This window comes from Pseudomonas sp. NPDC089554 (assembly GCF_050280645.1).
Classification (GTDB): domain Bacteria; phylum Pseudomonadota; class Gammaproteobacteria; order Pseudomonadales; family Pseudomonadaceae; genus Aquipseudomonas.
In genome coordinates, this window is sequence record NZ_JBNNVR010000119.1 from 1 (window position 1) to 13,137 (window position 13,137).

The window sequence follows — 13,137 nt, forward strand, 5'->3', positions numbered from 1 at the left end:
GCAGATGCGGTTGGGGTTGTCGCCACCGTGGATGCAGCCAAAGTTCATGGTTGGCGTGGGCACCGTGAACTGCGGGTTGGAGTAGGTTTTCTGCCGTTCTTGCTCTTGGTGACCGAGTCGTTGACGTTCACCGCCGGGACTTTCAGGGTGCCGGCCTTGAGCATGTCGAGCAGGCGGTGTACGCCGGTGGTGGTCTCTTCGGTCACGCCGTGGATCTTGTCCAGCATGGCCGGGTATTTCTTGTGCAGGATCTCGGTCAGGTCACCGCCGTCGTCTAGCACCATGTTGGCGTCCCATGGCTGGCCATCCTTGAGGATGGTCTGCTCGATGCACCACTCGTACTCCTGCTCGGTCTCGCCTTTCCAGGCGAATACCGGGATGCCGGCTGCGGCGATGGCCGCGGCGGCCTGGTCCTGGGTGGAGAAGATGTTGCAGGACGACCAGCGCACTTCGGCGCCCAGGGCGATCAGGGTCTCGATCAGCACGGCGGTCTGGATGGTCATGTGGATGCAGCCGATGATCTTCGCGCCCTTGAGCGGTTGTTCGGCTTGGTACTTGCGGCGCAGGCCCATCAGTGCCGGCATTTCCGACTCGGCGATGATGATTTCCTTGCGGCCCCAGTCGGCCAGGGAAATGTCGGCGACTTTGAAGTCGGCAAAACCTGCGGGCGTGTTTACAGCGCTCATGAGAGCCTCCATTCGTAGTGTGCGAATGGGCGCCGTTGTGCGTTGAGCGTCCGCGTGGCGGACAACGCCCCATCCGAGCCTGACAGGGTTAACCTGCTGCAGCGCCCCTCGGACGGGTGGCGGGATGACCCCTTGGCGGGTGTCATGTGGAACGGCGCAGATTATAGCCGCGCACGTGTGACACACCCAAGACTTTCCGTCGATTAATCGCGACGATAGTCGATGTGCAATGGAGGGCGGCAAGCCGCTCTGCCATCATTACCGGCATCAGCCAAGCCGTTCAGGAGCAGTGATGAACTTCCATACGCGCAAGTGGGTAAAACCCGAAGACCTCAACCCCAATGGCACCCTGTTCGGCGGCAGCCTGCTGCGCTGGATCGACGAGGAGGCGGCGATCTACGCCATCGTCCAGCTGGGCAACCAGCGCGTGGTCACCAAGTACATCTCGGAGATCAACTTCGTCAGCGCCTCGCGCCAGGGCGACATCATCGAGCTGGGCATCACCGCCACCGAATTCGGCCGTACCTCGATCACCCTCAAGTGCGAAGTGCGCAACAAGATCACCCGCCGGGCGATCCTCACCGTGGACAAGATGGTCTTCGTCAACCTCGGCGAGGACGGCCAGCCGGCCCCCCACGGGCGTACCGAGATCAAGTACATTCAGGACCAGTTCCCGGACAGCGCGGTGGAGTAAGCCGCGCACGTGCTGGCCACGTCCCTGGTGCTGGTCGCGGCGCTGCTGCACGCGACCTGGAACACCCTCATCAAGTTCAGCGGCGAACGCCTGCTGGTGATCGCCAGCATGGACGCCGTCGCGCTGGTTTTCGCTGTGCTGGCGGTGGCTTTCGTCGAGCCACCGCCAGCTGCCGTCTGGCCATGGCTGCTGGCCTCGGCGTTCGCTGAGCAGCTGTACCGCGTGCTGTTGATTCGCGCCTACCGGGTCGGCGACCTGGGCCTGGTCTATCCTCTGATGCGCGGGCTGTCGCCGCTGGTGGTGCTGGGCCTGACCCTGGCGTTCGCCGGTGAAGACCTGAGCCAGCAGCAGGTCATCGGCATCCTGTTGATTCCTTGCGGCATGGCCTGCCTGTTGTGGCAGGGCGGTGGGGGCGAGCGCCTGCCGTGGTCGATGCTGCCGGTGGTGGCGTTGATCGGCCTGTGCATCGGTTGCTACACCTGGTTCGATGGCCAGGCGGTGCGCCTGTGGGGCAAGCCTTGGGACTACCTGGTGTGGCTGACCTTGCTCAGCGCCTGGCCGTTTCCGCTGCTGGCCAGCGTGGCGCGGCGCGCGCCGTTCGCGTTGTTCTGGCGTACGCAGTGGCGCCTTGGCTTGGCGGTGGGGGGGTGCGTGTTGCTGAGCTACGCGTTGGTGCTGTGGGCCATGCACTTGGGGTCGGTGGCGGAGGCAGCGGCGCTGCGTGAACTGAGCGTGATCCTGGTGGTGGTGTTAGGCATGCGCTACCTCAAAGAACCTTTTGGCGGGCCGAGACTCCTAGCATGCGGGCTGGTCCTGGCAGGCATGCTGGTGATGAAGCTCTGACCTTTCAACAACAAGGAGCTCTGCCCATGACTGTCGCCCTTTGGTGCATCCTGATTGCCTTGATCCTGCCGGCTCTGTGCGCATGGGTGGCGAAGATGGCCAGCGGCCGTTTCCGCCTGGCCGACAACCACGACCCGCGCGCCTTTCTCGACACCCTGTCTGGCCTGCCGCGCCGGGCCAACGCGGCCCAGCAGAACAGCCACGAAGCCTTCCCGGCGTTCGCTGCGGCAGTGCTGGTGGCCGATATCGTCGGCAACGCCGAACAGGTCACCCAGGACGTGCTGGCGGTGCTGTACATCACCAGCCGCCTGCTCTACATCATCTGCTACCTGGTCGACCTGGCTATCCTGCGGTCGCTGGCGTGGATCGTCGGCATGGGGTTGATCGTCGCGCTCTTCGTGGTTTCGGCCTGATTGTGGGAGCGGCCTTTCGCGACGCAAGGCCGCTCCCACAAGGCTTTCACCGCGTTTCTTCAAAGCACCTTCGGCACCTCGGGCAGCGGCTGGCCCTTGGGCCAGAGCATCCAGATCTGCCCTTGCTGCTTCATGTTGCCCGCCAACTCGCCCGCCTCGGCCCCGGTACCCCAGAACAGGTCCGCGCGCACCTCGCCGGTAATCGCGCCGCCGGTATCCTGCGCGCCCACCGGGCGTACCACCGGCGAGCCGTCCGGGCGCGTGGTCGACAGCCACAACAGGCTGCCCAGCGGGATCACCTTGCGGTCGATGGCCACGCTGTAGCCCGCTGTCAGCGGTACGTTGAGCGAGCCCCGTGGCCCTTCGGTGCTGTCCGGACGGGTGCTGAAGAACACGTAGCTGGGGTTGCTGGCCAGCAGTTCCGGCACCCGCTGTGGGTTGGCCTGGGCCCAAGCGTGAATGCTGCCCATGGTCACTTCCTCCTTCGGCAGTTGGCCCTGCTCTACCAGCCAGCGGCCAATCGGCCGGTACGGGTGGCCGTTCTGGTCGGCATAGCCCAGGCGCAGTTGGCGGCCGTTTTCCAGCTGGATGCGCCCCGAGCCCTGGATTTGCAGGAACTGCACATCCATCGGGTCGGTCAGCCAGGCAAGTACGGGGGCCTTGATGCCATTGGCGTTGATCTGCTCGGCGGTGTCGTAGGGCTTGAGTACACGGCCCTCCAGGCGCCCGCGCAGGCGCTTGCCCTTGAGTTCGGGGTACACGCTGGCCAGGTCGACCACGATCATGTCCTCGGGCACGCCATACACCGGCACATGGGCCGCCTCGGTGCGTTTCAGGCTGCCGGGGTAGACCGGCTCGTAGTAGCCGGTGATCAGGCCGCTGGCGCTGTTCTGCGCCGAGCGCAGGCCATACACCTGCAAATTGTTTTCCAGGAAAGTGCGCACCTGCTCGGCGCTGGCGTTGGCCGTGCCCGCCGCTTCACAGGTGGGTGCCCACACCGCATCGCGCTTGAGCTTTTCGCAGCCATTGCGCCAGGCATAGAAGCCTGCCAGCAGGTCTTCGTCGCTGACTGCTGGCAGGTCTTTCCAGGTGGCCGGCACATAGGTGGCAACGGCATGGGGCGTGGGTTCGGGCTTGGCGTTGTCGCCGCCATCGCAGCCGGCCAGCAGGGCCAGGGCGGGCAGCGCCCAGGCGAGGTGGCGCAGGGCTTGTTTCATGGGCAGTGTCCTGTGGCGGTCGAAGATGAATGTTCGACCCTTGTTTCTGTAGGGGTATTGGCCTTTGCCTGCGTGGCGGCGATACTGGCGACCCGTTTGCGCAGGCCGAAGTGACCGAGATGTTCCAGCGATTGACCGTAGTACTGCTTGCCGTGCTTGCCCTGAGCGCGTGCGATGGCGTCGACCCGAACTCGCCGCTGGGCCAGCGCAAGGCGATCTTCAAACAGATGCTCAAGACCAGCGAGGACATGGGCGGCATGCTGCGTGGTCGCCTGCCGTTCGACAGCGGCCGCTTCGCCGAGGGCGCGGTGCACCTCGATGCGTTGGCCCGCGAGCCGTGGCAGCATTTCCCCATGGTGCGCGATGAAGGCGACAGCAGTGCGCGCCCCGAGGTGTGGGAGCGCCAGACGCGTTTTCATGAACTGGCTCGGCAACTGGAGGCGAGCACCGGCGACTTGCGCGAGGTAACCCGCAGCCAGCCGCTGGACGCCACGCAATTGAAGGTGCCGATGGACCGCGTGGAAGCGGCGTGCAAGGCGTGCCATAGCGAATTTCGCAATCACTGATCGCCACCCGTTCATTGCAGGCGTGCAATGACCGTTTCTAGCGTTCCAGCTCGTCCACCGCAGCCTGCAATTCCTTCTTGGCCTCGGCGAGCTTTTCCTTGCGCTTGTTGATGCGTTCCGGGTCGCCTTTCTTCATGGCTTTGTCCAGGTCCTTGGTGCGCTGGGCCACTTCGTGGCGGGCGTCGAGCACCTTCTGTTCGCGTTCCTTGCGCAGGCTGGTGTCGGTGCAATTGGCGGTGTTCTCTTGCAGCGCTTTTTCGAGGCCGGCGACCTGGCCTGAATTGTTGTTATCGCGGGCGATCTTCAGCTGGTTCTCGATGGCACTGCGCTTGGCGGCGCAGCCGGTCAGGCCGGGTTCAGGCTGGGCAGCCTGGAGGGTGCCAGCGGTCAGGCCCAGGGCGGTGAACAGGGCGAGTGAGGTGAACAGTTTCATGAAAAGGCCTCCATGTCGGGGCGGGGCAAGCTGAAAAGTAGGAGAAATCCTGCCTTGCTTCGGGCGATTTAGAAACCCTTGGTGACACTTGCTCACAGATAATCAGTCGATTCTGACGCAAAGAGTCGTATCGGTGCATTGCGGGGTATTGTGGTCGCCATGAAAAAAGCCCCTGCCGATCGCTCGGCAGGGGCTTTCCTTTACCGCTGTAGGAGGCTTACAGGCCAGCAGCGTCGCGCAGGGCGGCGGCGCGGTCGGTGCGCTCCCAGGTGAAGGTGGTGAAGGTGTCGTCGCCGACGGTCTTCTGCTGCGGCTCGCGGCCGAAGTGGCCGTAGGCTGCGGTCTCCTGGTACATCGGGTGCAGCAGGTCGAGCATCTTGGTGATGGCGTACGGGCGCAGGTCGAAGCACTCGCGAACCAGCTGCACGATCTTCTCGTCGGAGACCTTGCCGGTGCCGAAGGTGTTGATCGAGATGGAGGTAGGCAGCGCCACGCCAATGGCGTAGGACACCTGGATCTCGCAGCGCTCGGCCAGGCCTGCGGCGACGATGTTCTTGGCCACGTAGCGGCCGGCGTAGGCGGCGGAGCGGTCGACCTTGGATGGGTCCTTGCCGGAGAACGCGCCGCCACCGTGACGAGCCATGCCGCCGTAGGAGTCGACGATGATCTTGCGACCGGTCAGGCCGCAGTCGCCCACTGGGCCGCCGATGATGAAGTTGCCGGTCGGGTTGATGTGGAACTGGGTGTCCTTGTGCAGCAGTTCGGCAGGCAGGGTGTGCTTGACGATCAGCTCCATCACCGCTTCCAGCAGGTCTTTGAGCGACACTTCAGGGTTGTGCTGGGTCGACAGTACGACAGCGTCGATGCCCACGACCTTGCCGTTTTCGTAGCGGCAGGTGACCTGGGACTTGGCATCCGGGCGCAGCCACGGCAGCAGGCCGGACTTGCGCGCTTCGGCTTGGCGCTCGACCAGACGGTGCGAGAAGCAGATAGGTGCCGGCATCAGCACGTCGGTTTCGTTGCTCGCATAGCCGAACATCAGGCCCTGGTCGCCCGCGCCCTGGTCTTCCGGCTTGGAGCGGTCGACGCCCTGGGCGATGTCCACCGACTGCTTGCCGATGATGTTCATCACGGCGCAGGTGGCGCCGTCGAAGCCGACGTCGGAGCTGTTGTAGCCGATGTCGATGATGACCTTGCGCACCAGGTCCTCAAGGTCGACCCAGGCGGAGGTGGTGACTTCACCGGCGATGATCGCGACGCCAGTCTTGACCAGGGTTTCGCAGGCCACGCGGGCGTGCTTGTCCTGGGTGATGATGGCATCGAGGACCGCGTCCGAAATTTGGTCGGCGATCTTGTCCGGGTGGCCTTCGGACACGGACTCGGAGGTGAACAGTGAGTATTCGCTCATTTCGACGGGTTCCTAAAATTTACCGATATTGAGTGTCGCCAGCCGTCCGTTGGAAATGTCGGACCTGAATCTGGAAACCATTACGCAAGCCCACATAGAGGCTTTCCCCGGCAGCCAGCCCTGCGGCATTGGCCCAGCGGGTCAGTTCGTCCTGCTCGAAGCCAAGCCACAGGTCGCCGCAGGCTTCCCGCGCCCACCCCTGGTCATGGCTGCACAGCTCGGTGACCAGCAGGCTGCCGCCTGCCTTCACGCGGTTGGCCAGCAGCCACAGGGCCTGGGCCGGGTCGCTGAAATGGTGCAGCACCATGTTCAGCACAACGCAGTCGGCTTCCACATCCGTTGCACCCAGTGCATCGGCCAACTGCAGGTTTACATTACCCAGGCCTTCGCGCTGGCACACTTGGCGGGCCAGTTCGAGCATGGTCGGGCTGTTGTCCAGCGCTGTGACCTGGGCGAAGCGGCGCGCCAGGTCGGGCAGGAAACCGCCGTCGCCGGGGCCGACTTCCAGCGCGCTGGCGCCGGGTTCGAAGCTAAGGTTGTCGAGCAGCGCCAGCAGGCTCTCGCGGTATTGCGCCAAGCCGGCGATCAGGTCCTGCTGGGCGCGGAAGCGTTCTTCCACGCGCAGGAAGAAGTCCTGGGCGGTAGCGGCGCGGCGCTGCTGCACCTGGGCGATACGCGTCTGCACATCGCCTGGCAGGCTGAGCCCATCGACTTCGTCAAGCAGTGCCGCGTGCAGGCGACCGCCCAGGCGCAGGCTGTCGGGCAGGGCGCGGCGGTAGAAGATCGCGTTGCCTTCGCGGCGCGTGGCCACCAGGTCGGCCTGGGCCAGTACCTTGAGGTGGTGGCTCATGCCGGACTGGCCGATGTCGAAGATCTGCGCCAGCTCCAGCACGCCGAACGAGTCGCTTGCCAGCGCGCGCAGCACATTCAGGCGCAGCGAGTCGCCACTGGCCTTGCACAAGGCGGCCAGCTCGTCGCTGTTCTGAAGGGGAATGGTCTGCGCGGTCAAGGTCATGGGGCCGCAGTCTAGTCAGGCAGCGTTGCCCTCGCAAGGCCAATATCAAAAAGTTTTGATATTGCTCGATGGGCGGCCGCTCCCACAGAGTGGTTCATTTCCAGTTTTTTCTGCGCAATCAACGCTAAACACAGGAAAAACTCCCGACTGCGACCATCCGTCATTGCCCCCGGCCCCCGCTGTGGGCGAAAATGGTCGCCTTTTTTCGTTTCACTACTTATTCAAGCCCCAGGAGATAAGCGATGCCCAGCCGTCGTGAGCGTGCCAACGCCATTCGTGCCCTCAGCATGGATGCCGTGCAAAAAGCCAACAGCGGCCACCCAGGTGCCCCCATGGGTATGGCGGATATCGCCGAAGTGCTTTGGCGCGATTACCTCAAGCACAACCCGAGCAACCCGAAATTCGCCGATCGTGACCGCTTCGTGCTGTCCAACGGCCACGGCTCGATGCTGATCTATTCGCTGCTGCACCTGACCGGCTACGACCTGTCGATCGACGACCTCAAGGCGTTCCGCCAGCTGCACAGCCGCACCCCGGGCCACCCGGAATATGGCTACACCGCAGGTGTAGAGACCACCACCGGCCCACTCGGCCAGGGTATCGCCAACGCCGTGGGCTTCGCCTTGGCCGAAAAGGTCATGGCTGCGCAGTTCAACCGTGACGGCCACAACATCGTCGACCACAACACCTACGTGTTCCTCGGCGATGGCTGCATGATGGAAGGCATTTCCCATGAGGTCGCCTCGCTGGCTGGCACCCTGGGCCTGAACAAGCTGGTCGCCTTCTACGACGACAACGGCATTTCCATCGACGGTGAAGTGCACGGCTGGTTCACCGACAACACCCCAGCGCGCTTCGAGGCGTACAACTGGCAGGTGATTCGCAACGTCAACGGCCACGACGCTGACGAGATCAAGATGGCGATCGAGACCGCGCGCAAAAGCGACCGTCCGACCCTCATCTGCTGCAAGACCATCATTGGCTTCGGCTCGCCGAACAAGCAGGGCAAGGAAGACTGCCACGGCGCACCGCTGGGCAACGATGAAATCGCCCTGGCCCGCAAGGAACTGAACTGGAACCACGGCCCGTTCGAAATTCCTGCCGACATCTACGCCGAGTGGGATGCAAAAGACGCGGGCGCCAAGGCCGAGGCCGAGTGGAACCAACGTTTCGATGCCTACGCCCAGGCCTTCCCTGAGCTGGCTGCCGAATTCAAGCGCCGCACCGCAGGTGAGCTGCCCGCCGACTTCGCCGAAAAGGCCCAGGCCTACATCAATGAAGTGGCCGCCAAGGGCGAAACCATCGCCAGCCGCAAGGCCAGCCAGAACACCCTGAATGCCTTCGGCCCGCTGCTGCCCGAGTTCCTCGGCGGCTCGGCGGACCTGGCCGGTTCCAACCTGACCCTTTGGAAAGGTTGCAAGGGCGTCGAGGCCAATGACGCAAACGGCAACTACGTGTTCTACGGCGTGCGCGAGTTCGGCATGACCGCCATCATGAACGGCGTGGCCCTGCACGGAGGCCTGGTGCCTTACGGCGCGACCTTCCTGATGTTCATGGAATACGCCCGCAACGCGGTGCGCATGTCTGCACTGATGAAGCAGCGCGTGATCCACGTCTACACCCACGACTCCATCGGCCTGGGCGAAGACGGCCCGACCCACCAGCCGATCGAGCAGCTCACCAGCCTGCGCAGCACCCCGAACCTGGACACCTGGCGCCCGGCCGATGCCGTGGAGTCGGCGGTTTCCTGGAAAGCCGCACTGGAGCGCAAGGACGGCCCATCGGCGCTGATCTTCTCGCGCCAGAACCTGCAGCACCAGGACCGCAACGCCCAGCAGATCGCCGACATCGCCCGTGGCGGTTACGTGCTCAAGGACTGCGCCGGCGAGCCTGAGCTGATCCTGATCGCCACCGGTTCCGAAGTGGGCCTGGCAGTGCAGGCGTTCGACAAGCTCAGCGAGCAAGGCCGCAAGGTACGCGTTGTTTCGATGCCGAGCACCAGCGTGTTCGATGCCCAGGATGCCGCCTACAAGCAGTCGGTGCTGCCGCTGGAAGTGGGTGCACGTATCGCCATCGAAGCCGCCCATGCCGACTTCTGGTACAAGTACGTCGGCCTCGAAGGCCGCGTCATCGGCATGACCACCTACGGTGAGTCGGCCCCGGCTGGCGCGCTGTTCGAGGAATTCGGCTTTACCCTGGAGAACATCCTGGGCACCGCCGAAGAGCTGCTGGAAGACTGATTCAGACTGTGTGAGGCGAGGGCATTGCCCTCGTTTCGCGACACAAGGCCGCTCCCACAAGGCATGGCATGCACCGTTCCTTGTGGGAGCGGCCTTGCGTCGCGATGGGCCGCAACGCGGCCCCAATGTCCATCACGTTTTAGTGAGCCCCGAATGCCCCAGCGCCCCTACAAAGTTGCACTCAACGGTTACGGCCGCATTGGCCGTTGTGTCCTGCGCGCACTGTTCGAGCGAGGGGCGAAGGCCGGTTTCGAGATCGTCGCGCTGAACGATCTGGCCGACCAGGCCAGCCTGGAATACCTCACCCGTTTCGACTCCACCCATGGCCGCTTCCCCGGCGAAGTGCGGGTCGACGGCGATTGCCTGCACATCAATGGCGACTGCGTGAAAGTGCTGCGCCAGGATTCCCCGGAAGGTATCGACTGGGCCTCCCTGGACATCGACCTGGTGCTGGAGTGCTCCGGCGCCTACAACACCCGCGCCGACGGCCAGCGTTTCCTCGATGCCGGTGCGCCACGGGTGCTGTTCTCGCAGCCCATGGCCAGCGAGGCCGACGTGGATGCCACGGTGGTCTACGGCATCAACCAAAGCTGCCTGACCGGCAGTGAGCTGCTGGTGTCCAACGCTTCCTGCACCACCAACTGCGGCGTGCCGCTGTTGCGCGTGCTGGACCAGGCGTTCGGCATCGAATACGTGCAGATCACCACCATCCACTCGGCGATGAACGACCAGCCGGTGATCGACGCCTACCACCACGAAGACCTGCGCCGCACGCGCTCGGCGTTCCAGTCGGTGATTCCGGTGTCCACCGGCCTTGCCCGAGGTATCGAACGCCTGCTTCCGGAACTTGCCGGGCGAATCCAGGCCAAAGCGGTACGCGTGCCGACCGTCAACGTCTCGTGCCTGGACATCACCTTGCAGACCGCCCGCGACACCAATGCCGCCGAGGTCAACCGGGTGCTGCGCGAGGCCGCGTTGGACGGCCCGCTGAAGGGCCTGCTGGCCTACACCGAGCTGCCCCACGCCAGCTGTGATTTCAACCATGACCCGCATTCGGCGATTGTCGATGCCAGCCAAACCCGCGTCTCAGGCCCACGCCTGGTGAACCTGCTGGCTTGGTTCGACAACGAATGGGGGTTCGCCAACCGTATGCTCGACGTTGCCGAACATTATCTGCACGTCGTTCACCAAACCCGCACCAAACAGCCCTGAAGGACTGCATTCATGACCGTGTTGAAGATGACCGACCTCGACCTGCAAGGTAAGCGCGTACTGATCCGCGAAGACCTCAACGTTCCTGTGAAGGACGGTGTGGTAGCCAGCGACGCGCGTATCCTGGCAGCGCTGCCGACCATCAAGCTGGCCCTGGAAAAGGGCGCAGCGCTGATGGTCTGCTCGCACCTGGGCCGCCCGACCGAGGGCGAATTCTCTGCCGAGAACAGCCTCAAGCCGGTCGCCGACTACCTGAGCAAGGCCCTGGGCCGCGAAGTACCGCTGGTCGCCGACTACCTGGACGGCGTCGAGGTCAAGGCCGGTGATGTGGTGCTGTTCGAGAACGTGCGCTTCAACAAGGGCGAGAAGAAGAACGCCGACGAGTTGGCGCAGAAGTACGCCGCGCTGTGCGACGTATTTGTCATGGATGCCTTCGGCACCGCCCACCGCGCCGAGGGTTCCACCCACGGCGTGGCCAAGTTCGCCAAGGTCGCCGCGGCTGGCCCGTTGCTGGCTGCCGAGCTGGACGCGCTGGGCAAGGCCCTGAAGGCCCCGGCCAAGCCGATGGCGGCCATCGTTGCCGGCTCCAAGGTGTCGACCAAGCTGGACGTGCTGAACAGCCTGAGCAGCGTTTGCGACCAGCTGATCGTCGGTGGCGGCATCGCCAACACCTTCCTCGCCGCTGCCGGCCACCCAGTCGGCAAGTCGCTGTACGAGCCTGACCTGGTCGAGACCGCCAAGGCCATCGCCGCCAAGGTCAGCGTGCCGCTGCCGGTGGACGTGGTGGTTGCCAAGGAGTTCGCCGAGAGCGCCGAAGCCACCGTCAAGGCCATCGCCGACGTGGCGGCAGACGACATGATCCTGGACATCGGCCCGCAAACCGCAGCCAACTTCGCCGAGCTGCTGAAGTCGTCGAAGACCATCCTGTGGAACGGCCCGGTCGGCGTGTTCGAATTCGACCAGTTCGGCAACGGCACCAAGGTACTGGCCAAGGCCATCGCCGATAGCGCCGCGTTCTCCATCGCCGGTGGCGGTGACACCCTGGCGGCCATCGACAAATATGGCGTCAGCAAGGATATCTCCTACATTTCTACCGGTGGCGGCGCGTTCCTCGAGTTCGTCGAAGGCAAGGTCCTGCCCGCCGTGGCAATCCTGGAAGAGCGGGCCAAGGCCTGAGACGCGAGGCGCCTGGCAAAGGGAGCGACCGAATGGTCAAGCAATTGCCTGTGATGATCGTGGCACTGCTGCTGGGCGCTTGCTCCAGCGGCAAGGCCCCGCAGACCGAGGCACCCGTCGCGCCCCAGGGCGGCTGTTACCAGTCGCAGTGGCAGGAAGAGACGGTGCCGGTGATCAACAAGCGTATGGGCCCGGATGGCCTGGAAAAGTACGACGACGAGCACCAGCGCAAGGCCCCGGGTTGCCCTTGATCGGTTCAAGGCAACCCGACGCGCGATTCGTGGTCATCTAGGGGATATTCAATGAAAGCGCTTGTAGCCCTCGTGGTTTTGGCGACACTGGCAGGCTGTTCGCTGCTGCAACCGTCGGCGCCCGCCGCCACGGACAACTGGACCCGCTGGGTCTGCGACAGCCAGGCCGAAGTGCTGTGGCGCTACGCCGACGCCAAGCAGGACGCGGTCGACGTACGCCTCGGTGGCGGCGACCAGGTCTACCGGCTCAAACCCGAGCCGGGCGCTTCGGGGGCGCTGTACAGCGATGGTGTGCTGGCCTTCCACATCAAGGGTGAGGAAGGCCTGGTGTACTGGGTGGCAACCAACGACTTGATTGGGCGGGGCTGCAAGGCACCGTGACTGGCCGGGCCGCAATGGCCCACACTACTTGAACAGCAACCGCCCCTGCGGCAGGCTTGCACGAATTAACGACGCTTGTCGGGAGAGAGATACACAATGGCACTCATTAGCATGCGCCAGATGCTGGACCACGCTGCCGAGTTCGGCTACGGCGTTCCGGCTTTCAACGTCAACAACCTCGAGCAGATGCGCGCCATCATGGAAGCGGCCGACAAGACCGACTCCCCGGTCATCGTCCAGGCGTCCGCCGGTGCTCGCAAATACGCCGGTGCGCCGTTCCTGCGCCACCTGATCCTGGCGGCCATCGAAGAATTCCCGCACATCCCGGTGTGCATGCACCAGGACCACGGCACCAGCCCTGACGTGTGCCAGCGCTCCATCCAGCTGGGCTTCAGCTCGGTGATGATGGACGGCTCGCTGAAAGAGGACGGCAAGACCCCGTCCGACTACGACTACAACGTGCGCGTCACCCAGCAGACCGTGGCGTTCGCCCACGCCTGCGGCGTGTCGGTAGAAGGCGAGCTGGGTTGCCTGGGCAGCCTGGAAACCGGTGCCGGGAGCGGCGCAGCAGCACGCTGCCGGCTTCGGTCAGCACCGCCTTG

14 protein-coding genes, 2 pseudogenes and 1 riboswitch are annotated in these 13,137 nt (G+C 64.3%); of the genes and pseudogenes, 10 read left to right on the forward strand and 6 right to left on the reverse strand.

Features of this window, described 5'->3' with window-relative positions:
* Both ACQKPE_RS23820 and ACQKPE_RS23825 read right to left on the reverse strand, forming a co-directional pair.
* Positions 1-84: pseudogene (locus tag ACQKPE_RS23820) on the reverse strand (hypothetical protein); the annotation flags it as partial.
* A gap of 2 nt (positions 85-86) precedes the next feature.
* Positions 87-686 (reverse strand): annotated as a pseudogene (locus ACQKPE_RS23825) (adenosylhomocysteinase); the annotation flags it as partial.
* A gap of 20 nt (positions 687-706) precedes the next feature.
* Positions 707-802, reverse strand: a riboswitch (S-adenosyl-L-homocysteine riboswitch).
* A gap of 176 nt (positions 803-978) precedes the next feature.
* Here ACQKPE_RS23825 and ACQKPE_RS23830 point away from each other — a divergent pair.
* From ACQKPE_RS23830 to ACQKPE_RS23840, 3 genes are read left to right on the forward strand one after another with little or no spacing between them, the layout of a single operon-like run.
* Complete coding sequence (locus tag ACQKPE_RS23830; RefSeq protein ID WP_186715898.1) at positions 979-1,380, forward strand: acyl-CoA thioesterase; 402 nt, start codon at positions 979-981, stop codon at positions 1,378-1,380.
* Between the two features lie 9 nt (positions 1,381-1,389).
* Positions 1,390-2,223: an EamA family transporter gene (locus ACQKPE_RS23835; protein WP_427669134.1), complete on the forward strand. Its 834-nt coding sequence runs from the start codon at positions 1,390-1,392 to the stop codon at positions 2,221-2,223.
* Between the two features lie 26 nt (positions 2,224-2,249).
* Positions 2,250-2,636: an MAPEG family protein gene (locus ACQKPE_RS23840; protein WP_427669135.1), complete on the forward strand. Its 387-nt coding sequence runs from the start codon at positions 2,250-2,252 to the stop codon at positions 2,634-2,636.
* Positions 2,637-2,695: 59 nt separating this feature from the next.
* Here ACQKPE_RS23840 and mltA read toward each other — a convergent pair whose 3' ends face one another.
* Positions 2,696-3,853, reverse strand: a complete 1,158-nt coding sequence (mltA, locus tag ACQKPE_RS23845; RefSeq protein WP_427669136.1) for a murein transglycosylase A — start codon at positions 3,851-3,853, stop codon at positions 2,696-2,698.
* Between the two features lie 119 nt (positions 3,854-3,972).
* Here mltA and ACQKPE_RS23850 point away from each other — a divergent pair, with 119 nt between their 5' ends.
* Complete coding sequence (locus ACQKPE_RS23850; RefSeq protein WP_427669146.1) at positions 3,973-4,419, forward strand: c-type cytochrome; 447 nt, start codon at positions 3,973-3,975, stop codon at positions 4,417-4,419.
* Between the two features lie 37 nt (positions 4,420-4,456).
* Here the strand turns inward: ACQKPE_RS23850 and ACQKPE_RS23855 are convergent, their stop codons facing one another.
* From ACQKPE_RS23855 to ACQKPE_RS23865, 3 genes are all read right to left on the reverse strand, one after another.
* Positions 4,457-4,852, reverse strand: a complete 396-nt coding sequence (locus tag ACQKPE_RS23855; RefSeq protein ID WP_427669137.1) for a DUF1090 domain-containing protein — start codon at positions 4,850-4,852, stop codon at positions 4,457-4,459.
* 217 nt (positions 4,853-5,069) lie between these two features.
* The gene (metK, locus tag ACQKPE_RS23860; RefSeq protein WP_427669138.1) at positions 5,070-6,260 is read right to left on the reverse strand and encodes a methionine adenosyltransferase; all 1,191 of its coding nucleotides are present in this window, start codon (positions 6,258-6,260) and stop codon (positions 5,070-5,072) included.
* Positions 6,261-6,279: 19 nt separating this feature from the next.
* Entirely contained in the window at positions 6,280-7,275 is a 996-nt protein-coding gene (locus tag ACQKPE_RS23865; protein ID WP_427669139.1) for an ArsR/SmtB family transcription factor, read from the reverse strand.
* Positions 7,276-7,517: 242 nt separating this feature from the next.
* Here ACQKPE_RS23865 and tkt point away from each other — a divergent pair, with 242 nt between their 5' ends.
* The 6 genes from tkt to ACQKPE_RS23895 all read left to right on the forward strand — a co-directional run.
* Positions 7,518-9,515, forward strand: coding sequence for a transketolase (gene tkt / locus ACQKPE_RS23870; protein ID WP_427669140.1), 1,998 nt, complete (start codon positions 7,518-7,520; stop codon positions 9,513-9,515).
* 153 nt (positions 9,516-9,668) lie between these two features.
* A complete protein-coding gene (gene epd, locus ACQKPE_RS23875; RefSeq protein WP_427669141.1) occupies positions 9,669-10,727 on the forward strand; it encodes an erythrose-4-phosphate dehydrogenase in 1,059 nt (352 codons plus the stop codon).
* 12 nt (positions 10,728-10,739) lie between these two features.
* A complete protein-coding gene (locus ACQKPE_RS23880; protein WP_427669142.1) occupies positions 10,740-11,903 on the forward strand; it encodes a phosphoglycerate kinase in 1,164 nt (387 codons plus the stop codon).
* 32 nt (positions 11,904-11,935) lie between these two features.
* Positions 11,936-12,154, forward strand: a complete 219-nt coding sequence (locus ACQKPE_RS23885; RefSeq protein ID WP_427669143.1) for a hypothetical protein — start codon at positions 11,936-11,938, stop codon at positions 12,152-12,154.
* 51 nt (positions 12,155-12,205) lie between these two features.
* Entirely contained in the window at positions 12,206-12,535 is a 330-nt protein-coding gene (locus tag ACQKPE_RS23890; RefSeq protein ID WP_427669144.1) for an MliC family protein, read from the forward strand.
* A 96-nt stretch (positions 12,536-12,631) separates the two neighbouring features.
* Positions 12,632-13,137, forward strand: a 506-nt coding sequence (locus tag ACQKPE_RS23895; protein ID WP_427669145.1) for a class II fructose-bisphosphate aldolase, incomplete at its 3' end; no start/stop codon positions are given.

What these genes read in the sequence shown, in the direction of transcription:
- ACQKPE_RS23830 (WP_186715898.1), top strand. Translation starts at nt 979, where the DNA reads ATGAACTTCCATACGCGCAAGTGGGTAAAACCCGAAGACCTCAACCCC.
- ACQKPE_RS23840 (WP_427669135.1), top strand. Translation starts at nt 2,250, where the DNA reads ATGACTGTCGCCCTTTGGTGCATCCTGATTGCCTTGATCCTGCCGGCT.
- mltA (WP_427669136.1), bottom strand. Translation starts at nt 3,853, where the DNA reads ATGAAACAAGCCCTGCGCCACCTCGCCTGGGCGCTGCCCGCCCTGGCC.
- ACQKPE_RS23850 (WP_427669146.1), top strand. Translation starts at nt 3,973, where the DNA reads ATGTTCCAGCGATTGACCGTAGTACTGCTTGCCGTGCTTGCCCTGAGC.
- ACQKPE_RS23855 (WP_427669137.1), bottom strand. Translation starts at nt 4,852, where the DNA reads ATGAAACTGTTCACCTCACTCGCCCTGTTCACCGCCCTGGGCCTGACC.
- metK (WP_427669138.1), bottom strand. Translation starts at nt 6,260, where the DNA reads ATGAGCGAATACTCACTGTTCACCTCCGAGTCCGTGTCCGAAGGCCAC.
- ACQKPE_RS23865 (WP_427669139.1), bottom strand. Translation starts at nt 7,275, where the DNA reads ATGACCTTGACCGCGCAGACCATTCCCCTTCAGAACAGCGACGAGCTG.
- tkt (WP_427669140.1), top strand. Translation starts at nt 7,518, where the DNA reads ATGCCCAGCCGTCGTGAGCGTGCCAACGCCATTCGTGCCCTCAGCATG.
- epd (WP_427669141.1), top strand. Translation starts at nt 9,669, where the DNA reads ATGCCCCAGCGCCCCTACAAAGTTGCACTCAACGGTTACGGCCGCATT.
- ACQKPE_RS23880 (WP_427669142.1), top strand. Translation starts at nt 10,740, where the DNA reads ATGACCGTGTTGAAGATGACCGACCTCGACCTGCAAGGTAAGCGCGTA.
- ACQKPE_RS23885 (WP_427669143.1), top strand. Translation starts at nt 11,936, where the DNA reads ATGGTCAAGCAATTGCCTGTGATGATCGTGGCACTGCTGCTGGGCGCT.
- ACQKPE_RS23890 (WP_427669144.1), top strand. Translation starts at nt 12,206, where the DNA reads ATGAAAGCGCTTGTAGCCCTCGTGGTTTTGGCGACACTGGCAGGCTGT.